The following is a 21,140-nucleotide window of genomic DNA, read 5'->3' on the forward strand; positions in this document are numbered from 1 at the left end:
GGGGTGGCCGAGATTCGCAACGAGAGGACTGAGAAAGCTCCCATGGCGAAGATCCTGAAGTTCGACGAGGACGCCCGTCGCGCCCTTGAGCGCGGCGTCAACAAGCTTGCCGACACGGTGAAGGTGACGATCGGCCCGAAGGGCCGCAACGTCGTCATCGACAAGAAGTTCGGCGCCCCCACCATCACCAACGACGGCGTCACGATCGCCCGTGAGGTGGAGATCGACGACCCGTACGAGAACCTGGGCGCCCAGCTGGTGAAGGAGGTGGCGACCAAGACCAACGACATCGCCGGCGACGGCACCACCACCGCCACCGTGCTGGCCCAGGCGCTGGTCCGCGAGGGCCTGCGCAACGTCGCCGCGGGTGCCTCCCCGGCCGCGCTGAAGAAGGGCATCGACGCCGCGGTCAAGGCCGTGTCCGACGACCTTCTCGCGACCGCGCGCCCGATCGACGACAAGTCCGACATCGCCGCCGTGGCCGCGCTCTCCGCGCAGGACCAGCAGGTCGGCGAGCTCATCGCCGAGGCGATGGACAAGGTCGGCAAGGACGGTGTCATCACCGTCGAGGAGTCCAACACCTTCGGTCTGGAGCTGGACTTCACCGAGGGCATGGCCTTCGACAAGGGCTACCTGTCCCCGTACATGGTGACCGACCAGGAGCGTATGGAGGCCGTCCTCGACGACCCGTACATCCTGATCCACCAGGGCAAGATCACCTCCATCCAGGACCTGCTGCCGCTGCTGGAGAAGGTCATCCAGGCGGGTGGCTCCAAGCCGCTGCTGATCATCGCCGAGGACGTCGAGGGCGAGGCGCTCTCCACCCTCGTCGTCAACAAGATCCGCGGTACCTTCAACGCGGTCGCGGTGAAGGCCCCCGGCTTCGGTGACCGTCGCAAGGCCATGCTCGGCGACATCGCCACCCTCACGGGCGCGACCGTCATCGCCGAGGAGGTCGGCCTCAAGCTCGACCAGGCCGGTCTGGACGTGCTGGGCTCCGCCCGCCGCGTGACCATCACCAAGGACGACACGACCATCGTCGACGGCGGCGGCAACGCGGCCGACGTCACCGGCCGCGTCAACCAGATCAAGGCCGAAATCGAGACCACGGACTCCGACTGGGACCGCGAGAAGCTCCAGGAGCGCCTCGCGAAGCTGGCCGGCGGCGTGTGCGTGATCCGCGTCGGCGCCGCCACCGAGGTGGAGCTCAAGGAGAAGAAGCACCGTCTGGAGGACGCCATCTCCGCGACCCGCGCCGCGGTCGAGGAGGGCATCGTCTCCGGTGGTGGCTCCGCCCTGGTGCACGCCGCCAAGGTGCTCGAGGGCAACCTGGGCAAGGAGGGCGACGAGGCCACCGGCGTCGCGGTCGTCCGCCGCGCGGTCGTCGAGCCGCTGCGCTGGATCGCCGAGAACGCGGGCCTGGAGGGCTACGTCATCACCGCGAAGGTGGCGGAGCAGGACAAGGGCAGCGGTTTCAACGCCGCGACCGGCGAGTACGTCGACCTGGTGAAGGCCGGCGTCATCGACCCGGTCAAGGTCACGCGCTCCGCGCTGGAGAACGCCGCGTCCATCGCGTCGCTGCTGCTCACGACCGAGACCCTGGTCGTCGAGAAGCCGGCGGAGGAGGAGCCCGAGGCGGCTCACGGCGGTCACGGGCACAGCCACTGACGCGCCCCGCGCGGCGTCCCGCGCGCTGACGGCCGCCCCGGCCGACGCGCACGGCGACATCACCACCGCACCGACCGAGGCCCGGTGCCCCCTCGCGGGGGTGCCGGGCCCCGGCGCGTCCCGGCACGATTTCCGCGTGTCGCCCGATCGGTCCACCGGGCCCCGTCGGCCCCACAGGCGCCCCCGGGTCTGCCGGCACCTCCGGTCCGATAGGCCTACTGAGACCTGCTGGGGCCGAACTTCCGGCCCGTCTTCGTCGTGACACCGCCCAGCAGCCCGCGCGGGGCCAGCTTCACCGCTCCCATCAGCGCCTTGTAACGCGGGTCCGGGACGGAGACGTTCCGCCCGCGCGCCAGGTCCGCCAGTGCCGCCGTCACCACCTTGTCCGCGTCCAGCCACATCCAGCCAGGGATGTTGTCCGTGCCCATACCGGCCCGCTCGTGGAACTCGGTCCGTACGAAACCGGGACACAGCGCCATCAGCCGCACGCCCGATCCGGCCAGGTCCCGCGCCACGCCCTGGGTGAACTGCACGACCCACGCCTTGGACGCGCCGTACGTGCCGCGCGGCACGAACGCGGCCACCGACGCCACGTTGACGACACCGCCCCGGCCGCGCGCCCGCATGCCCGGCACCACCGCCGACGTCAGCCGCAGCACCGCCTCGCAGTGCACCTTCAGCATGGTCAGCTCGTCGGCGACCGGGACGTCGAGGAACGCGCCCTTGTTGGCGAACCCCGCGTTGTTGACCAGCAGATCGACCGGCTGCTTACGGTCCGACAGGCGCTTCTCCACCGAGGAGATACCGCTGTCCGTGGCGAGGTCGGCCGTCAGCACCTTCGCCTCGATCCCATGGCGGTCGTGCAGTTCCGTGGCCTGTTCCCGCAGACGCTCCGTGTCGCGTGCCACCAGCACCAGGTTGTGTCCGTCGGCCGCCAGCCGCCGCGCGAAGGCGGCGCCGATCCCCGCCGTCGAGCCCGTAATCAAAGCAGTCGTCATACGCGCACGTTAATGCCTGTGTCCGTGGACTCGCCGTCGGTGCGCGACAGGCGGACACCGGTGCCCGGCCCGTACCGCCCCACGCCACCGCCGGACGAGCCGCCGGACGAGCCGCGGAGCCCCTCCGCCACTGTCTCAAAGTCGATCACCCCTATTCGGTGATACCCCAAAGCATTCCTTATAATCGAGAAATGATCGAGCCCCGCCATCTCCGCGTCCTGCGCGCCGTCTCCGCCACCGGTTCCTTCTCGGCCGCGGCCCGCGAGCTGGGCTGCACGCAACCGGCCGTCAGCCAGCAGATGAAGGCCCTCGAATCCGCCGCGGGCACCCCGCTGATCGTCCGCGCCGGTCGCGAGATGCGGCTGACGCAGGCGGGCGAGGTGCTCGTGCGGCACGCGACGGGCATCCTCGCCGGGCTCACCGCCGCCGAGGAGGAGATCGCCGCCATCGCCGGGCTCCGGGCCGGCCGGGTCCGGCTCGTGTCGTTCCCCAGCGGCAGCTCCACGCTGGTCCCCAGCGCCCTGGCCGCCCTGCGCGCGGCCCATCCGGGCACCCGCGTCTCGCTCGTCGAGGCGGAGCCGCCGAGTTCGGCCGAGATGCTGCGCGCGGGCGACTGCGACGTGGCGCTGGCGTTCCGGTACGGCGGCCCCGGTGAGGAGTGGGGCGACCTGGTGGAGCGACCCCTCCTGACGGACCGGCTCGTCGGTGTCGTCCCCGAGGATCACCGGCTGGCGCGGGCGGAGTCGGTGTCGATCGCAGAACTGGCCGAGGAGGCGTGGATCGCGGGCTGCCCGCGCTGTCGCACCCAGCTCGTGGAAGCGTGCGGGGCGGCGGGATTCAGTCCCCGGATCGACTTCGCGACGGACGACTATCCGGCGGTGATCGGCCTGGTCGCGGCGGGGCTCGGGGTGGCGGTGCTGCCGGAGTTGGCGCTGGCTTCGGCGCGGGTCGACGGCGTCCGTACGCTGAGGGTGGCACCGGCGGTCCGCCGGGAGATCGTGGCGCTGACCCTGCCCGACCTGGCTCAGGTCCCGGCCGTCGCGGCCACGTTGGACGAACTGGAGCGCGCCGCCGAGCGCTGAGCGTGTCGCGACGCCTGACGGGCGGTCGGGGACCGGGCGAAGAGGCGGGGGCCGGAATGGCACGGGACGGAAAGGCGTAGGCGCTGAGGTGTGGGCTACCTGTGCAGGAACGTTTCTTCTGGGTCTGTCGCCAGCCGACGCGTCATCCGTGCGGGCGAGGGCGGCCTTCCGTGTCGGCCGCGCCGTTGCCGTGTCCCCGTGCGGTCGTCGACGCCGACGTGGTGATCAGCCGCGCGCGGGCCCGCCCCATCAGTTCTTCGCGTTCGTCCTCCGTCAGCCCGCCCCACACGCCGTACGGCTCCCGCACCGCCAGCGCGTGTGCCGCGCACTCCGCACGGACCGGGCAGCGCATGCACACCTCTTTCGCCGAGTTCTCGCGCGCGCTTCGCGCAGCGCCCCGTTCCCCTTCCGGGTGGAAGAAGAGCGAGCTGTCGACGCCACGACAAGCCGCCAGGAGCTGCCAGTCCCACAGATCTGCGTTCGGTCCGGGAAGGCGGGAGAAATCTGCCATTGCTCATGTCCCCTTGAAACCGTGCTGAGGGCGGATACGGGCCGCGCGGACGCCGGGTCGAGCCCGGCGTGCTACTCGCACCGGTGCTCACGACGGTACATCTACTATCCAAGTAGATGTAAATATGACTCATTGCGAATCTAGCTATAGACGCTGATAAAAGGAAGAAAAACCGCTAAATGGGGCATACCTCTGCGTGCGGACCTGGCGCCCCGGGCTGCTCTCCTGTGTGCGCGACCCCTCACGGGGAGTGCCGAATTGAGGTGCGTGGGCCGTAACTCTTTCGAGTGACCGTCGTTGAATGTGCGAGGCGGTTGAGAGAAACGGCAATCGGGCAAATGTCCGGGAGCGTCAATCGCACAGGTGACGACATGTAACCAGCCTGGAGGCTCAAGGTGACGCGCATCAGCTGCGGAGGACGGTCATGACATCCGTCCTCGTCTGCGACGACTCCCCGCTTGCCCGAGAGGCGCTCCGCCGCGCGGTCGCGACCGTGCCCGGCGTCGAGCGCGTGACGACCGCGGCCAACGGGGAGGAAGTCCTCCGCCGATGGGGCGCCGATCGTTCCGACCTGATTCTGATGGACGTACGGATGCCGGGTCTCGGCGGTGTCGAGACCGTCCGCCGGCTGCTCTCGGCCGACCCCGGCGCCCGCATCATCATGCTCACGGTCGCCGAGGACCTGGACGGAGTCGCGCTCGCGGTCGCGGCCGGAGCCCGTGGCTACCTGCACAAGGACGCCTCGCGCGCCGAGTTGCGCGCCACGGTCACCCAGGCGCTCGCCGACCCGACCTGGCGGCTCGCGCCGCGTCGGCTCCGCTCGGCGGAGATGGGTGCCGCGCCCACCCTCACCGCCCGGGAGATCCAGGTGCTCGAGGGGATGAGCCACGGCCGTTCGAACGCGGAGATCGGCCGTGAGCTGTTCCTCTCCGAGGACACGGTCAAGACGCACGCACGGCGCCTGTTCAAGAAGCTCGGCGCCTCGGACCGCGCCCACGCGGTGGCCCTCGGGTTCCGCTGGGGCCTGGTCCGCTGAGGTTCGTCGGGATCCCTGGGCCGCAGCGGGCTCCGCGGCGTGCCGCCCGTCGCAGGGTCCTGCCCGGCAGGCCGCCACGGCCGGTCACCGCGGCCGGGCCCGCGCCCGTACGAGGGCCAGGGCCCGTACCCGGACTCGTGTCCGGGCTCGCGGTCGTACCCGGCCCGAGCCCGCCTCCGGGCTTGTGCCGGTCGCCGGGCGGTCGGCGGCCGTCCGGTCCGGTTCCGGGCCCTGCCCCGCTGGTCGGGGCGCTGTCCGGGGGCGCGCGGACGCCCCGGAACGACCCGGAGCGCAGGGGGACGTATGCCCGTACGCACCCGTTTCCCGCGCGATGCCGCATCCTTGAAGGTGTGGAGTTCCTCGGGGACGAGTCGGACGAGCGCGAGGGGAGAGCGCAGGGGATGAGTTCTGCGGCACCCGCTCATAACGCTTCGGTGCACAACTACGGACGTGGAGCCGCTGATTCTGAGCGGCCAAGGCACCATGGACCGATGCGCGATGACGAGACCACGGTGATCGGTGCGCTCGTTCACCGTGCCGTCGACGGCGACGAACGGGCCACGCACGACCTCCTGGCCCGTGTCCACCCGCTCGCGCTGCGCTACTGCCGTACGCGGCTGAGCAGGCTGCCCGGTGACGCTCGCCACTTCGTGGAGGATCTCGCGCAGGAGGTATGCGTCGCGGTGCTGATGGCGCTGCCGCGCTACCGCGACACCGGCAGACCCTTCGAGGCGTTCGTCTTCGCCATCGCCGGACACAAGGTCGCAGACCTCCAGCGGTCCGCCATGCGCCATCCGGGATCCACCGCCGTGCCGTCCGACGAGATGCCCGAGCGGCCGGACGACTCGCTGGGCCCCGAGGAGCGCGCGCTGCTCAGCAGCGACGCCGAGTGGGCCAAGAAGCTGCTGGCCAACCTGCCCGAGAACCAGCGTGAGCTGCTGGTGCTGCGCGTCGCCGTCGGGCTGACGGCGGAGGAGACCGGCCAGCTGCTGGGCATGTCCCCGGGCGCGGTCCGGGTCGCCCAGCACCGCGCCCTCAGCAGGCTGCGGGCGCTGGCCGGGCAGTAGCCCAGGGGCGGGGGGACCACCGGGCCGGGGGACCGCGGGACGGGCATCCGAGGGCTCGGGTGGTACGGACCGGGTGGCACGGGCAGGCCCGTCCGGGGCCTGCGGCCGGATCGCGGCCGTTCGGGCGCGGTGGTGGCGCGGAAGTGCGTCGCGGCGGCGGTCCGGGAGCGAGCGGACCGCACCCTCCGGGGCGCCCGTTGAACAGCATATGGTCGTACCGCGTACGTCCATACATACGTCCATACAGACGACCGCGCGCCCGGCCGCGCTCACCCGGCCGGTCACCGTGATCGTGGAATGAGGGGCCCGCGAAGGCCGTTAGCATGGACATCCGCACCGATCAAGGCCATTTGGGGAAGGTGTCATGACTGCAAACGTCGACGGAGTGCCCGAGAAATTCGCGACGCTCGGGCTGACATACGACGACGTGCTGCTGCTGCCGGGCGCGTCCGACATGACGCCCGACGCCATCGACACCTCGTCCAGCATCTCCAAGAACGTCCGGGTGAACATCCCGCTGCTCTCCGCGGCGATGGACAAGGTCACCGAGGCCCGGATGGCCATCGCGATGGCACGCCAGGGCGGCGCCGGGGTGCTGCACCGCAACCTGTCCATCGCCGACCAGGCCAACCAGGTCGACCTGGTGAAGCGCTCCGAGTCCGGCATGGTCACCGACCCGATCACGGTGCACCCGGACGCCACGCTCGCCGAGGCGGACCAGCTGTGTGCCAAGTTCCGGATCAGCGGTGTCCCGGTCACCGACGGCGGCGGCAAGCTGCTCGGCATCGTCACCAACCGTGACATGGCCTTCGAGGCGGACCGGACCCGCCAGGTGCGCGAGGTCATGACCCCGATGCCCCTCGTCACCGGCAAGGTCGGCATCTCCGGCGTGGACGCCATGGAGCTGCTGCGCCGGCACAAGATCGAGAAGCTGCCGCTGGTCGACGACGCGGGGGTGCTCCGCGGTCTGATCACGGTCAAGGACTTCGTCAAGGCGGAGAAGTACCCGAACGCGGCCAAGGACAAGGAAGGCCGGCTGCTGGTCGGCGCGGCGGTCGGCGTCGCGGGCGACGCGTACGAACGCGCGCAGGCGCTGATCGAGGCGGGCGTCGACTTCATCGTCGTGGACACCGCCCACGGCCACTCCCGGCTGGTCGGGGACATGGTCGCCAAGATCAAGTCCAACTCGGCGGTCGATGTCGTCGGCGGCAACATCGCCACCCGCGACGGCGCCCAGGCACTGATCGACTCCGGTGTCGACGGCATCAAGGTCGGTGTCGGTCCCGGTTCCATCTGTACGACGCGCGTGGTCGCCGGTATCGGCGTCCCCCAGGTGACGGCGATCTACGAGGCGTCGCTCGCCGCCAAGGAGGCCGGTGTCCCGGTCATCGGCGACGGTGGCCTGCAGTACAGCGGTGACATCGCGAAGGCCCTGGTCGCGGGGGCGGACACGGTGATGCTCGGCTCGCTGCTCGCGGGGTGCGAGGAGTCGCCGGGCGAGCTGCTGTTCATCAACGGCAAGCAGTTCAAGTCGTACCGCGGCATGGGCTCGCTGGGCGCGATGCAGACGCGTGGCGACCAGCGGTCGTTCTCCAAGGACCGGTACTTCCAGGAGGGCGTGGCCTCCGACGAGAAGCTGGTGCCCGAGGGCATCGAGGGCCAGGTGCCCTACCGGGGCCCGCTCTCCGCGGTCGTGCACCAGCTGACCGGCGGACTGCGCCAGTCGATGTTCTACGTCGGCGGGCGGACGGTGCCGGAGCTCCAGGAGCGCGGCCGGTTCGTGCGGATCACCTCGGCGGGGCTCAAGGAGAGCCACCCGCACGACATCCAGATGACGGTCGAGGCGCCGAACTACAGCCGGGGCTGAACGGCGGGCCGGCGGCGAATCGCCCGAACGGACCGTACAAACGCGACGTACGAACGGATCGAACATGTCCCCGAGGGGCGGCTCCGGTGGTTTCCGGAGCCGCCCCTCGGCGCGTACGGGGCGTGTCCGGGGGCCCGCGTCGCATGACGACGGGGCCGTACCGGCCGGGCACCGCGCCCGGTACGGCTGTCGGAGGCGTCGGGGATACTGGGACCGCAGACGTAGAGGGAAAGGCCACACATCGTGACTGAGATCGAGATCGGGCGCGGCAAGCGCGGCCGCAGGGCGTACGCCTTCGACGACATCGCCGTCGTCCCCAGCCGGCGCACCCGGGACCCGAAGGAGGTCTCGATCGCCTGGCAGATCGACGCCTACCGGTTCGAGCTGCCCTTCCTGGCCGCTCCGATGGACTCCGTCGTCTCCCCGCGGACCGCCATCCGTATCGGTGAACTCGGCGGCCTGGGGGTGCTCAACCTGGAAGGCCTGTGGACCCGGTACGAGGACCCGCAGCCGCTGCTCGACGAGATCGCCGGCCTGGACGGCGTGACGGCCAACCGCCGCCTCCAGGAGATCTACGCCGAGCCGATCAAGGAAGAGCTGATCGGGCAGCGTATCAAGGAGGTGCGGGACTCGGGCGTGGTGACGGCGGCCGCGCTCTCGCCCCAGCGCACCGCGCAGTTCTCCAAGGCCGTGGTGGACGCCGGCGTCGACATCTTCGTCATCCGCGGCACGACGGTCTCCGCGGAGCACGTCTCCTCGGCCGCCGAGCCGCTGAACCTGAAGCAGTTCATCTACGAGCTGGACGTGCCGGTCATCGTCGGCGGCTGCGCCACGTACACCGCGGCGCTGCACCTGATGCGGACGGGCGCGGCGGGCGTGCTGGTCGGCTTCGGCGGCGGCGCGGCGCACACCACGCGCAACGTGCTGGGCATCCAGGTCCCGATGGCGACCGCCGTCGCGGACGTCGCGGCGGCCCGCCGGGACTACATGGACGAGTCCGGCGGACGGTACGTGCACGTCATCGCGGACGGCGGCGTCGGCTGGTCGGGCGACCTGCCCAAGGCGATCGCCTGCGGTGCGGACTCGGTCATGATCGGTTCCCCGCTGGCCCGGGCGTCGGACGCGCCGGGGAAGGGCCACCACTGGGGCATGGAGGCGGTCCACGAGGACGTGCCGCGCGGCAAGCTGGTGGACCTGGGGATCGTCGGGACGACGGAGGAGGTCCTGACGGGCCCGTCGCACATCCCCGACGGCTCGATGAACTTCTTCGGAGCGCTGCGCCGGGCCATGGCGACGACGGGATACAGCGAGCTCAAGGAGTTCCAGCGCGTCGAGGTGACCGTGGCGGACTCGCAGCACCGTCGCTGACGGCGGGCGGCCGAGAGCGGGCGGCGCACGGCGGGGCGGCGGCTGGGCAGCGGCCGCGGGCCGGCGGGTGTCGCCGAGCCCGGCGGGCGGGGCGTGCCGAGACGGCTCAGAGGCGGTAGGCCGCGCCCGCGGGAGTCGCCCCCCTGGTGTCGAGGAGTAGTTGCGCCTTGACCGCCAGCCCTTGGAGGTCGTACGTGCGGTGGTGCTGGAGCAGCAGGGTCAGATCGGCGTCGGCGGCGGCCTCGTACAGGGAGTCCGCGCGCGGCACGGGCCGGTCGCGTACGCGCCAGTCGTGGATGTAGGGGTCGTGGTAGCTGACGGCCGCGCCCAGGTCGGACAGCCGGCAGGCGATCTCGGTGGCCGGTGAGTCCTGCCGGTCGGCGAGGTCGGGCTTGTAGGTGACGCCGAGGAGCAGCACCCGGGCGCCGCGTGCCGACTTGCCGTGTTCGTTGAGGAGGGTGGCGCAGCGCTGGATGACGTACCGCGGCATCCGGCTGTTGATCTCCCGCGCGAGCCCGACCATGCGCAGGGGGTGGCCGGGTGTGCGCCCGGCGCCCGGCAGGTAGCCGGGGTCCAGTGCCACGCCGTGGCCGCCGACCCCGGGGCCCGGCCGGAACGCCTGGAAGCCGAACGGCTTGGTCTCGGCGCACCGGATGACGTCCCACAGGTCGACGCCGAGGTCGTGGCAGAGCACGGCCATTTCGTTGACCAGGGCGATGTTGACGTGCCGGAAGTTGGTCTCCAGGAGCTTGACGGTCTCCGCCTCGCGCGGGCCTCGGGCCCGGACGACCTTGTCGGTGAGACGGCCGTAGAAAGCGGCGGCGGCCTCGGTGCAGGCCGGCGTGAGGCCGCCGATCACCTTGGGGGTGTTGGCCAGGCCGTGGGTGCGGTTCCCGGGGTCGAGCCTGCCGGGGGAGTAGGCGAGGTGGAAGTCGCGGCCGGCGCGCAGGCCCGAGCCGTCTTCCAGGAGGCCGCGCAGGAAGCCTTCCGTGGTGCCGGGCGCGACCGGTGACTCCAGCAGCACGGTGGTGTGCGGACGCAGCCGGGCGGCCAGTGCGGCCGCCGCGTCGCCGATCGCGGTGAGGTCCGGGGTGCCGTCGGCGCCGAGCGGGGCGGGCGCGCAGATCACGGCGGTACGGACCCGGCCCAGCGCATCGGGGGTGGTGGTGGGCCGGAAGCCGCCCGAGAGCATCCGGCGGATGTCGGCGGCGGTGAGCGGGCCGTCGAGGGGGGCGTGGCCGGCGGTCAGATCCGTGACCGGCCGGGGGTCGGTGTCGTAGCCGATGGTGTCGATACCGGCGGCCACGGCGGCCTGGGCGAGGGGCAGGCCGAGATGACCGAGGCCGATGACGGCGAGATCTGCGGGCACGGCGGTGGCCGTCCTTCCCTTGGCCGGAGTGGACAGAAGGCGCGAGTCCGATGGACACATGGGCGGGCGCACCGTCAGACTAGGCGTAAATATGACCGTTATGCGGCATTGCTCGCCGTGGCCGGGTTATTTGTTGGGGTTATTCATTGGACGGCCAGGTGCGGGCATGGTCGTGCGTCACCTGCGTCACCTGCGTCACCTGCGTCACCTGTGGTCCCCGTACACCCGTGCGATCCGTGAACCGGAACCGGAGTTATCCACAGGCGGTGGCTGAAGTCGCGTGGTGCGGACAGAATCGAAGCTGTGAGCCCGACCACATGGGGGACGACGGGAGGCAGCGGTGAGGACAGCGACACTGGGGCCCGTGGAGCGCGGCCAGGCGCTCGAGGCGATGGCCGAGCGTGAACTGGACGTGCTGGTCGTGGGCGCGGGCGTGGTGGGTGCCGGGACCGCTCTCGACGCCGTGACCCGAGGACTGACGACCGGACTGGTCGAGGCGCGGGACTGGGCGTCCGGCACGTCGAGCCGGTCGAGCAAGCTGATCCACGGCGGCCTGCGCTATCTGGAGATGCTCGACTTCTCCCTCGTACGGGAAGCTCTCAAGGAGAGGGGGCTGCTCCTGGAGAAGCTGGCCCCTCACCTGGTGAAGCCGGTGCCTTTCCTGTATCCGCTGCGGCACCGGGGCTGGGAGCGGCTCTACGCGGGCACGGGCGTCGCGCTGTACGACACGATGTCCGTCTCGTCCGGGCACGGCAGGGGCCTGCCGGTCCACCGCCACCTCTCGCGGCGGCACGCGCTGCGGGTGGCTCCCTGCCTGAAGAAGGACGCGCTGGTCGGCGCGTTGCAGTACTACGACGCGCAGATGGACGACGCGCGCTTCGTCACCACCCTGGTCCGTACGGCCGCGACGTACGGCGCGCACGTGGCCTCCCGCGCGCGGGTGACCGGGTTCCTGCGGGAGGGCGAGCGGGTGGTCGGGGCGCGGGTCCAGGACGTCGAGGCCGGCGGGGAGTACGAGATCCGGGCCAGGCAGATCGTCAACGCGACCGGGGTGTGGACGGACGACACCCAGTCGCTGATCGCCGAGCGCGGACAGTTCCACGTCCGCGCGTCCAAGGGTATCCACCTGGTCGTGCCCAAGGACCGGATCCACTCCACGACGGGCCTGATCCTGCGGACCGAGAAGTCGGTGCTGTTCGTCATCCCCTGGGGCCGCCACTGGATCGTGGGCACCACCGACACGGACTGGGACCTGGACAAGGCCCACCCCGCGGCCTCCAGCGCGGACATCGACTACCTGCTGGAACATGTGAACGCGGTGCTGTCGGTCCCGCTGACCCGGGACGACGTCCAGGGCGTGTACGCGGGGCTGCGCCCCCTGCTGGCCGGGGAGTCGGACGCGACCAGCAAGCTCTCCCGCGAGCACACGGTCGCGCACCCCGTGCCCGGCATGGTGGTCGTCGCCGGCGGCAAGTACACGACGTACCGGGTGATGGCCAAGGACGCCGTGGACGAGGCGGTGCACGGCCTCGACCGGCGGGTGGCGGACTGCGTCACGGAGGAGGTGCCGCTGCTCGGCGCCGAGGGCTTCGCCGCGCTCTGGAACGGGCGGGCCGGCCTGGCCGCGCGCACCGGACTGCATGTGGCACGCGTGGAACACCTGCTGAACCGCTACGGGACGGTGGTGGGGGAGCTGCTGGACCTGATCACCGCCGACCCGGGCCTGGGCGAGCCGCTGGCCGCCGCCGACGACTATCTGCGGGCCGAGATCGTCTACGCGGCCTCCCACGAGGGCGCGCGCCATCTCGACGACGTGCTCACGCGCCGGACCCGGATCTCCATAGAGACCTTCGACCGGGGCGCGCGCAGCGCGCGGGAGTGCGCGGAGCTGATGGCGCCGGTGCTCGGGTGGGGCGCGGACCAGGTGGACCGCGAGGTCGAGCACTATGAGAAACGGGTCGAGGCGGAACGGGAGTCGCAGCGGCAGCCGGACGACCGGACCGCGGACGCGGCGCGACTCGGCGCGCCTGACATCGTGCCGATCTGAGCGTCCGCCGGGCCGTGCGGCCCTCCCGGCCCGCCGGCCCGTGACGCGAGCAGCCATAACGGACAGGCCAAATCGGGGGTGAACGGCTCTACAAGACACGTTGTCACTCTTCCGGCCTATGGGGAGAACGCCGATTCGTGGCGCGATCGCATCCATTTCGAACAGAGTTCTGGTCGGCAAGGTGGCCGGACGAGGGCGGAGGAGGGGCCCGGTGAGGTCTTTTTCACCGTCCTTCCCCCGTCGGACGCGGGCCCCGCGAACGGTGACGGTCCCGGAGTGAGGGACAATGAAGGCTCTGCCAGGGGGCGTTACGCACCGCGCGGGTGGGCGGCGGTCGCGCCAGGATCGGGTATCGCAGAGGGGACGCATGTCGGAGTCGAAGCAGTTGCGGGACACGGCGAAGGAGCCCCGTAAGGACGCGGACAGGAGCGCCGACACCAGTCCCGAGGGGCGGCTGCTCGCGGGGCGGTACCGGCTCGGCGCGGTCCTCGGGCGCGGCGGCATGGGCACCGTCTGGCGAGCCCTCGACGAGACGCTCGGCCGTACGGTCGCGGTGAAGGAGCTGCGGTTCCCCTCCAGCATCGACGAGGACGAGAAGCGACGGCTCATCACGCGCACGCTGCGCGAGGCCAAGGCGATCGCCCGGATCCGCAACAACGGCGCCGTCACCGTCTTCGACGTCGTGGACGAGGACGACCGGCCCTGGATCGTCATGGAGCTGGTCGAGGGCAAGTCGCTGGCCGAAGCGATCCGGGAGGACGGCCTCCTGTCACCGAGACGGGCGGCCGAGGTGGGCCTCGCCGTCCTGGACGTCCTGCGTTCGGCGCACCGCGAGGGCATTCTGCACCGTGACGTGAAGCCGTCGAACGTGCTCATCGCCGAGGACGGGCGGGTCGTCCTCACGGACTTCGGGATCGCCCAGGTCGAGGGCGACCCGTCGGTCACCTCCACCGGAATGCTCGTCGGCGCCCCCTCCTACATCTCGCCCGAGCGTGCCCGGGGGCACAAGCCGGGGCCCGCCGCCGACCTCTGGTCGCTCGGCGGCCTGCTGTACGCGTCGGTGGAGGGCTGTCCCCCGTACGACAAGGGTTCGGCCATAGCGACCCTCACTGCCGTGATGACCGAGCCGCTGGACCCGCCCAAGAACGCGGGCCCGCTGACGGAGGTCATCTACGGGCTCCTCGCCAAGGACCCGGCCCAGCGGCTGGACGACGCGGGTGCGCGGGTGCTGCTCGAAGGGGTCCTCAACGCGCCGGAGGAGCCGGCGCGGGAGCCGGAACCCGAGCCGGAGGCCACCCGGGTCGTTCCGCTGCCGCCGCTGCCCGCCGCCGATCCGGCCAGGCCGGCGGCGCGGCCCGTGGCGGCCGCGGCCGTCGGGGGTGCCGACCGGCTGCGCGGCGCGCTGCGCTCCGCGAAGAACGCGGCGGCGGGGTCCGGCGCGGTGGGCGCGCGGCGGACGGAGCCCGTGGCTCCGCCGCGGCCGGTGCCGCCGCGCGCGTCGCTCACCGACGTCGTGCCCCGGCGCACACTGGTGATCATCGCGGTCGTCGCCGCGCTGGCGTTGATCTCCACGGTCCTGCTCGTCGCGTTCAGCGGCGACTCCTCCGAGGACGCGAACGGATCGAAGGCGGGCCGGGACGGCTCGGCCGTATCGGCGGGAACCTCCACCGGCAACGAGGAAAGGGAGAACGGCGGACGCGACGCGGACTCGCCCAAGAGCGCGGACGAGGGTGGCACGAGCGGACGGTCGGGGCCGGACTCGGGCAAGGACTCCGGCTCCGACGAGAAGGCGTCGGAGAGTTCGGACGCCTCGGACGGTGCGGGCGACGACGGCGGGGACCGGGGCGGCGAGAAGGACGACGGGAAACCGCCGGCGGACTACGCCACCGTCACGGATGATCAATTCCGCTTCTCGATGTCCATGCCGAAGGGTTTTCACCGAACCGGTATAGCCGGACGGAACTCCGGCGGCATTTTCAGTGAGAACGGCGGATTCCCGCGCGTGCAGGTGGACTTCGGCGGCAGCCCGACCGACGACGCCGCGGCCGCCTGGCGGGCGGCCGAGCCCGCGGTCAGCGGGAGCAGTAGCAATTACCGGCTGATCGGCATCAAGAAGGTGGACTACAAGGGCTATCCGACCGTCGCGGACTGGGCGTTCGAGCGTGATCAGAGCGGCAAGCGGATACGGGTCCTGAACAGGGGTTTCAAGATCGACGACAAGCGCGGTTACTCGATCATGATCAGTTGTCGCGCGGAGGCATGGGACTCGGAGAAGTGTGAGACCCTGCGCGAGACGGCATTCGCCACGTTCGCACCGAAGGGCTGAACGGGCGGATGAATGGGGCTCGTTGCGGGGATGGATGTGGTTCGGCGAAGGCGTATGTTCCCGGGTCGGTTACCGCGACCCTGCGACATGTTCGCCCGCGGCCACGTATCGTGAGAACTCGCGAACCGTACGCATCCACAATGAGCCGGTAGACGACCGGAATTGGCGGTTTCGCGAGTCTCCGTGACCGGGAGACAGCGTGTTGGTGGGGAGGCGTCGTGGACGACTACGCGGGCCGGGTGCTGGCCGACCGCTACCGCCTGCCGTTGCCGCCCTCCGACGAGTACGAGCTTGCCGAGACGAGGGCGTTCGACACTTACAGCGGGCAGGAAGTCCTCGTCAGGCAGGTGCCTCTGCCGGAGGTCGTGGACGCGGAGGTCGTCGACGCCGACGGTGACGCCGTGCCGCGCCGGGTCTCCGGACGCTCGGTGCGCAAGGCGACGGATCCGGCGGTACGGCGGGCGATCGAGGCGGCCCAGAGCGCGGCCCAGATCCCGGACCACCCACGGCTGGACCAGGTCTTCGACGTGTTCGCCGAGGCGGGCTCGCTGTGGATAGTGAGCGAACTCGTCGCCGCCAGACCGCTGGCCGCGCTGCTCGCCGAGAGGCCGCTGAACCCGTTCCGCGCGGCGGAGATCGCCTCGGACGTGCTCGCCGCCGTCCGCGTGCTGCACGGACACGGCTGGACCCACCGGAACATCACCGTGCGCACGGTGCTCGTCTGCGACGACGGGCGCGTCGTGCTCACCGGCCTCGCGGCCGGTGCCGCCGAGGAGGCGCTGTGCGGCTACGCGCCGGTGCCCGTGCCGGAGCGGCCCGACCAGGCCGGGCCCGGCCGGCAGGGGCACCACGAGTCGGAGTCCTACGAGCCGGGGCGTCAGGGACCGGAGTTCTACGACTCGGAACCGTACGGGGCCGATCCGTACGGGGCGGAGCGGCCCGGCGCGCAGGCGCTCGAGCAGGGTGGCGAGCAGGACCACGAGCAGGGTCACGGGGCCCCGGGCGGACCGCGGGACCGTCCCGGGCCGGCGGACCACGTCGTACCGCCCCAGGGGCTGGCGGGCCACGGCCATGGGGCGCCGGGGCTGTCGTACGACCCGGGGGTGACCACGGGCGTGCCGGGCGGTCCGGGCCGAGCCGCGCTGGAGACGGCACGGGCGGCGGACGCCCCGTACGACGACGGTGCCTCCTCCGGTACGTCCGGCGCGATGCCGCGTCCGCCACGCGACACGTCCGGGATCCCGGCCCCGTACGGTGGCCGGAGCGCGCTGCCGGGCGGGAGTGCCGCGGGGGACATCCGGGCCGCCCGTGCCGGGGCCATCGCCGCCTACCGCGCGGGCGCACGCGCGGCGGCACGCGCGCACGAGGACCAGGGGCCGGGCGCGGAAGCGCTGCCTCCGGCGGTGGACCGGGACACGGACGCGACGGGTGTGGCAGGAGCGACGGACACGACGGGAACGGGTGGCCAGGGCGTGGGCTCCGGCGCCGACGTCACCCGACGCGGTGAGGGAACGGACGCCCCCGCTCGGCACGTCCCGCAGCACGGTCGGCCGGACCGCCCGTCGCCGGAATCCGCGTACGACCCCGCGCCGGGGACCGTGTACGACTCGTGGGGCGCCCAGGAGGACCGCGGCCCCTCGAGCGGCGGCGAGCCGGACTGGTGGGACCGGCCCCGGCCCTTCGGCGAGGCCGACGCCGACGAGGACGACGACCCGCCCACCCCCTACCGGCCCCGGCTCTCGGGCAGCTGGCACGACGGCCCGACGTCATGGAACGACTCCTCCGGGTCCCTGCCGGCGGCGGGTGGCGGCGGAAGCGGCCGAACGGGCGCAGGCAGCGGGACCGGCCTGAGCGCCGGCACGGGCGGCGGCGCGCAGCGGTACGCGGCGGCCCTGCCCGCCGTACCGGAACCGGGCGCGGGAGCCGGACGCTGGGACGACATCGTGGCGAGCGGTTCGCTGCCCGCCTACCGGGGCCCCGCCACGCCGCTGGCCGCCGAGCGGGCCCGGCAGGCGCGGATCGCCGTCGTCGGCGCGGTCACCGAGCGCTGGGCGCCCGAGCAGGCCGGGCCCGTGCACGAGAACTGGCAGCTGGCCCCGCCCATCGGGCCCGCCACCGACCTGTGGGCGCTCGGCGCGCTGCTGTACCGCGCGGTGCAGGGCCACGCCCCGTACCCGGAGGAGAACGCGGCCGAGCTCGTCCAGCTCGTCTGCGCCGAACCGCCCGCATTCGCCGAGGAGTGTGGTCCGCTGCGCCCGGTCGTGGAGTCGCTGCTGCGACAGGACCCCACCGAACGCCCCGACTTCGAGGAACTGCGCGGCTGGCTGCGGTCGCTCATAAGGTCCGCGCCCGAACCGGAGGCCGGACTGGACGTCGTACCGCTGCCCGCGGACGAGGCGCGCCTGCCGATCGTGCGGCGCCGTGGCGAGCTGGTGCGCAAGCGCTGGTGGCGGGGGCGCGACCGCGACCTCGGTCACGGGCGCCACCGTCACCGCAAGGGCAGGGAGCGGGCGGAGCGCGCGGGCAGGGACAGCGGGGCCGGCGCGATCGGCATGTCCGGTGCGGACCTGTCCGACGAGCGGACTCGGCAGGCGCGGCTCCAGCGGGAGGCGACGCTCCCGTACGGGGACGACGGCCGGTACCCGCCCGGGGCCGAGGAGGCGTACGCCCGCGCGGAGCGGCTGGGCGCGCCCGGGCGGTCGGACCGGGCCGGACGCGCCGACCGTGGTGACCGTGACGACCGGATGGCGTGGTCGGACCGGGAGGAGCGGTCCCGCGGGGCCGGACGGCCGGGGCAGGGCCGCGGCCCGCGCGCGCTGGGCCGCACCCTCCTGCTGCTGATACTGCTGCTGCTCGCCGCCGCCATCGCCTACGCCGTTCTCTTCATGCCGAAGAACGACGCGGGTGGCCCCGGCAGCAGTGTCGACGAGGCGAGTCCGGGCGCGTCCGCCGGGGGCGCGGCGCCGGGCGGTCAGGATCCGGGCCGGCCGTCGGAAACGACGGACCCCGGCTCGGCGGACGCGGGTTCGGGCGGCGCCGAGCAGCCCAACGCCTCCGCGCCGCAGACCTCCGACCCCGCCGTCAACGTCGCCGACGGCTACGTCCTCCGCAAGGACAGGGAAGGGTTCCAGATCGCGGTCGACGAGGACTGGCAGCGTCGGCCCATCAACGACAGCGGGCAAGTCCGCTACGAGGGCGGCGACTTCACGCTGATCGTCGTACCGGGCCGGGACTCCGTCGCGGACAACGGCGCGGACCCGCTGGCCTACCAGCGCGACAAGGAACGCGAGATCCAGCCGTACCGCGACTCCTCCTGGGCGGAGGTCAGCGGGGAACGCCGGGTCGACGTGGGCCGACAGGCCATGGCCGAGGGCCGGTACACCTGGCAGGACAGCAGCGGCCGCCCCGTCTATGTACGGAACCTCGCGATGGTCATCAGCGGCCGGTACCACGTCATCCAGGTCATCGGCCCGGAGGGAGAGCGGGACAAGGTCGACGAGATGTACCAACAGGCCGTGAACGCCTACCGCATGACGGGCTGAGAGGTAAGGCCCTCTTCACGGAGGGTGATCGAGTCAGGATATTCCGCGCCGTCAGGAGGCGTACCCGGCCCCGCCGTACGTCCTCTACGGGTGACTTTGTCGCGCTTCGGGGTCACAGTGCGGTCACCTGGGACACCCGAAGTTCCCCCCATGGGCCTTCGCTCCGTAACCTGTGATCCCGAGGAACCGGGCAGGACGTGGAGCACGATCGAGGTACGGGGCACGGACATGGGTACGAGCACGGGGCCGGTGCTCGCCGGCCGCTACCGGCTGGGTGAGGCCATCGGCAGCGGCGGCATGGGCAAGGTGTGGCGCGCCCACGACGAGGTGCTGCACCGCGTGGTGGCCATCAAGGAGCTGACCGCGGGGAGCTACGTCTCCGAGGCCGACCGCGCCGTCCTGCACCGGCGGACCCGCACGGAGGCGCGGGCCGCGGCCCGGATCACCCACCCGGGCGTCGTGACCGTCCATGACGTCCTCGACCACGACGACCGGCCGTGGATCGTCATGCAGTACGTCGACGGACCGTCCCTGGCCGACACCATCAAGGCGTCCGGGCCGCTCGCGGTCCACGAGGTGGCCAGGATCGGCCTGGAGACCCTCGACGCACTGCGTGCCGCGCACGCCGCGGGGGTGCTGCACCGCGATGTGAAGCCCGGCAACGTGCTGCTCGAACGGGGCAGCAGGGTGCTGCTCACCGACTTCGGCATCGCGGCGATAGAAGGGGACTCGACCCTCACCAGGACCGGTGAACTCATCGGTTCCATCGATTACCTGGCGCCTGAACGGGTACGAGGCTCCGACCCCGGGCCGGCGTCCGACCTCTGGTCGCTGGGGGTGACGCTGTACACGGCGGTGCAGGGGAACTCGCCGTTCCGCCGCACCTCACCGCTGAGCACCATGCAGGCCGTGGTGGCGGAGGAGGTGCACCGCCCCGAACGTGCGGGGCCGCTCACGCCCGTGATCGACGCGCTGCTCGCCAAGGAGCCGCAGGACCGGCCGGAGGCGGACGAGGTCGAGCGGATGCTGCGTGGGGTGCTGGAGGGGCGGGCGGAGAGCGCCGAGGCGACGACGCACGCGCGGACCCGGGTGCTGCCGGACAGCGACCGGCTGTCGTCGCCCGCCGGCGCGCATGTCCCCGCCGGCGCGCAAGCCCCGTCTCCCGGGCAAGCCCCGTCTCCCGCGCAGGTCCTGCCTCCTGCGCAGGACCGGCCACAGCCCTTGGCCGCGGAGTCCGCCGGGAGCCAGTCGGCATCGGGCATCGGAGCCGGGGCCGGAGCGGGCGCCGGGACCGGCCTCGGCGCCGGTAGCGGTGCCGTCGCCGCCTCCGAAACCGGCGCGGGAGCCGGGGTCGGGGCCGGGGCCGTGCCACCCGGACCGATGCCGTCCGCACCTCTTCCGGCGGGGTACCACCAGCCGGGCCAGGGCCAGGGCCAGGGCCAGGGCCAGGGGCCGGGCGAGCCCCGTGTCCAGGGCCCGCAGGGGGCCCGGGAGCCGGAGCGGGACCGTCGGCGCGACCGCAGGCGCAGGACGATCGTGGCCGTCGTCGTCGCGGCACTTCTCGGGAGCGGTGCCGGATACGCCGCCCTGCAGTACTCGTACGGCGGTGGCGGTTCCGAGGAGAACGTGACCGACACCGGAGGCGGAACGGGGAACGACGGTACGTCCGGTGACGATACGGCCGCCGACGACACGACCTCCGGCGGAACGGACCATGGCGACACCGGCGGCTCCCAGGGGGACACGGTCGCCGAGGGCTGGCAGCGCGTCGAGGCCCCGGAGGGCTTCAGCATGAGCATCCCCGAGGGCTGGGAGCGCCTCGCCGCCAGCGAGCAGATCGACTACTCCCCCGACAACGGTGTGCATCTCATACGGATCAGCATCGGTCCGCCCGACTTCGAGACGCCGTACCAGCACCTGCAAAGCATGGAGCAGGGCGTCCTGAAGCGGCTTCCGCAGTACGAACGGCTGGAGCTCGCGCCGAACGACTTCCGCGACATGAAGCTGTCCGCCCGCTGGGAGTTCACCTGGAACGCGGCGGCGGCGCCGATCGAGCGGCGCGCGATCGACCAGGTCTACTACTCCGAGGACAGCACCACGGAGTACGCCATCTATATGGCCGGTCCCGCGGAGGACTGGACCGAGACGCGCAAGCAGTTCGACGCGGTCCTGCGCAGCTGGCAGCCGCCGCCGAGCGACGCCGCCCGCTGACTGTCACTGCTCTGTGCTCGCGCCTCGGCAGCACGGCAGCACGGCAGC

Annotated in this window: 13 protein-coding genes; 10 read left to right on the plus strand and 3 right to left on the minus strand. The window is 72.2% G+C overall.

From position 1 onward, the window contains the following. Positions 1 to 42 precede the first annotated feature (42 nt). On the plus strand, positions 43 to 1,668 hold the full coding sequence (gene groL / locus ACU6P3_RS20655) for a chaperonin GroEL (RefSeq protein ID WP_030747389.1): 1,626 nt from the start codon (positions 43 to 45) through the stop codon (positions 1,666 to 1,668). A 215-nt stretch (positions 1,669 to 1,883) separates the two neighbouring features. Here groL and ACU6P3_RS20660 read toward each other — a convergent pair whose 3' ends face one another. After that, positions 1,884 to 2,666: an SDR family NAD(P)-dependent oxidoreductase gene (locus tag ACU6P3_RS20660; protein WP_447193580.1), complete on the minus strand. Its 783-nt coding sequence runs from the start codon at positions 2,664 to 2,666 to the stop codon at positions 1,884 to 1,886. 191 nt (positions 2,667 to 2,857) lie between these two features. On the opposite strand from ACU6P3_RS20660, the gene ACU6P3_RS20665 reads away from it, so the two are divergent. Continuing rightward, a complete protein-coding gene (locus ACU6P3_RS20665; protein WP_447193581.1) occupies positions 2,858 to 3,748 on the plus strand; it encodes a LysR family transcriptional regulator in 891 nt (296 codons plus the stop codon). A 142-nt stretch (positions 3,749 to 3,890) separates the two neighbouring features. Here ACU6P3_RS20665 and ACU6P3_RS20670 read toward each other — a convergent pair whose 3' ends face one another. Continuing rightward, positions 3,891 to 4,259: a WhiB family transcriptional regulator gene (locus ACU6P3_RS20670; RefSeq protein ID WP_344279322.1), complete on the minus strand. Its 369-nt coding sequence runs from the start codon at positions 4,257 to 4,259 to the stop codon at positions 3,891 to 3,893. 424 nt (positions 4,260 to 4,683) lie between these two features. Between ACU6P3_RS20670 and ACU6P3_RS20675 the strand changes: the two genes are divergently transcribed. The 4 genes from ACU6P3_RS20675 to ACU6P3_RS20690 all read left to right on the plus strand — a co-directional run bounded on the left by ACU6P3_RS20675 (position 4,684) and on the right by ACU6P3_RS20690 (position 9,597). Then, the gene (locus ACU6P3_RS20675; RefSeq protein WP_003948568.1) at positions 4,684 to 5,295 is read left to right on the plus strand and encodes a response regulator transcription factor; all 612 of its coding nucleotides are present in this window, start codon (positions 4,684 to 4,686) and stop codon (positions 5,293 to 5,295) included. A gap of 491 nt (positions 5,296 to 5,786) precedes the next feature. After that, positions 5,787 to 6,362 carry a sigma-70 family RNA polymerase sigma factor gene (locus tag ACU6P3_RS20680; RefSeq protein WP_030747378.1) on the plus strand — a complete coding sequence of 192 codons (576 nt, stop codon included), beginning with the start codon at positions 5,787 to 5,789 and terminating at the stop codon, positions 6,360 to 6,362. 364 nt (positions 6,363 to 6,726) lie between these two features. Further along, positions 6,727 to 8,229: an IMP dehydrogenase gene (gene guaB, locus ACU6P3_RS20685; protein ID WP_447193582.1), complete on the plus strand. Its 1,503-nt coding sequence runs from the start codon at positions 6,727 to 6,729 to the stop codon at positions 8,227 to 8,229. Between the two features lie 243 nt (positions 8,230 to 8,472). After that, positions 8,473 to 9,597 carry a GuaB3 family IMP dehydrogenase-related protein gene (locus tag ACU6P3_RS20690; RefSeq protein ID WP_030747372.1) on the plus strand — a complete coding sequence of 375 codons (1,125 nt, stop codon included), beginning with the start codon at positions 8,473 to 8,475 and terminating at the stop codon, positions 9,595 to 9,597. Between the two features lie 106 nt (positions 9,598 to 9,703). Here ACU6P3_RS20690 and ACU6P3_RS20695 read toward each other — a convergent pair whose 3' ends face one another. Further along, positions 9,704 to 10,966, minus strand: coding sequence for a nucleotide sugar dehydrogenase (locus ACU6P3_RS20695; protein WP_344279313.1), 1,263 nt, complete (start codon positions 10,964 to 10,966; stop codon positions 9,704 to 9,706). Positions 10,967 to 11,306: 340 nt separating this feature from the next. Here ACU6P3_RS20695 and ACU6P3_RS20700 point away from each other — a divergent pair, with 340 nt between their 5' ends. The 4 genes from ACU6P3_RS20700 to ACU6P3_RS20715 all read left to right on the plus strand — a co-directional run bounded on the left by ACU6P3_RS20700 (position 11,307) and on the right by ACU6P3_RS20715 (position 21,092). Further along, positions 11,307 to 13,013 (plus strand): glycerol-3-phosphate dehydrogenase/oxidase, encoded by a 1,707-nt coding sequence (locus ACU6P3_RS20700; RefSeq protein ID WP_447193583.1) that lies wholly within the window; start codon positions 11,307 to 11,309, stop codon positions 13,011 to 13,013. A 367-nt stretch (positions 13,014 to 13,380) separates the two neighbouring features. After that, positions 13,381 to 15,339, plus strand: coding sequence for a serine/threonine-protein kinase (locus ACU6P3_RS20705; protein ID WP_447193584.1), 1,959 nt, complete (start codon positions 13,381 to 13,383; stop codon positions 15,337 to 15,339). Between the two features lie 218 nt (positions 15,340 to 15,557). Beyond that, positions 15,558 to 18,881, plus strand: coding sequence for a serine/threonine kinase C-terminal domain-containing protein (locus tag ACU6P3_RS20710; protein ID WP_447193585.1), 3,324 nt, complete (start codon positions 15,558 to 15,560; stop codon positions 18,879 to 18,881). Positions 18,882 to 19,109: 228 nt separating this feature from the next. Continuing rightward, the gene (locus tag ACU6P3_RS20715; RefSeq protein ID WP_447197988.1) at positions 19,110 to 21,092 is read left to right on the plus strand and encodes a serine/threonine-protein kinase; all 1,983 of its coding nucleotides are present in this window, start codon (positions 19,110 to 19,112) and stop codon (positions 21,090 to 21,092) included. Positions 21,093 to 21,140: the final 48 nt, after the last annotated feature.

The sequence above is a fragment of the Streptomyces hebeiensis genome, from assembly GCF_052983195.1.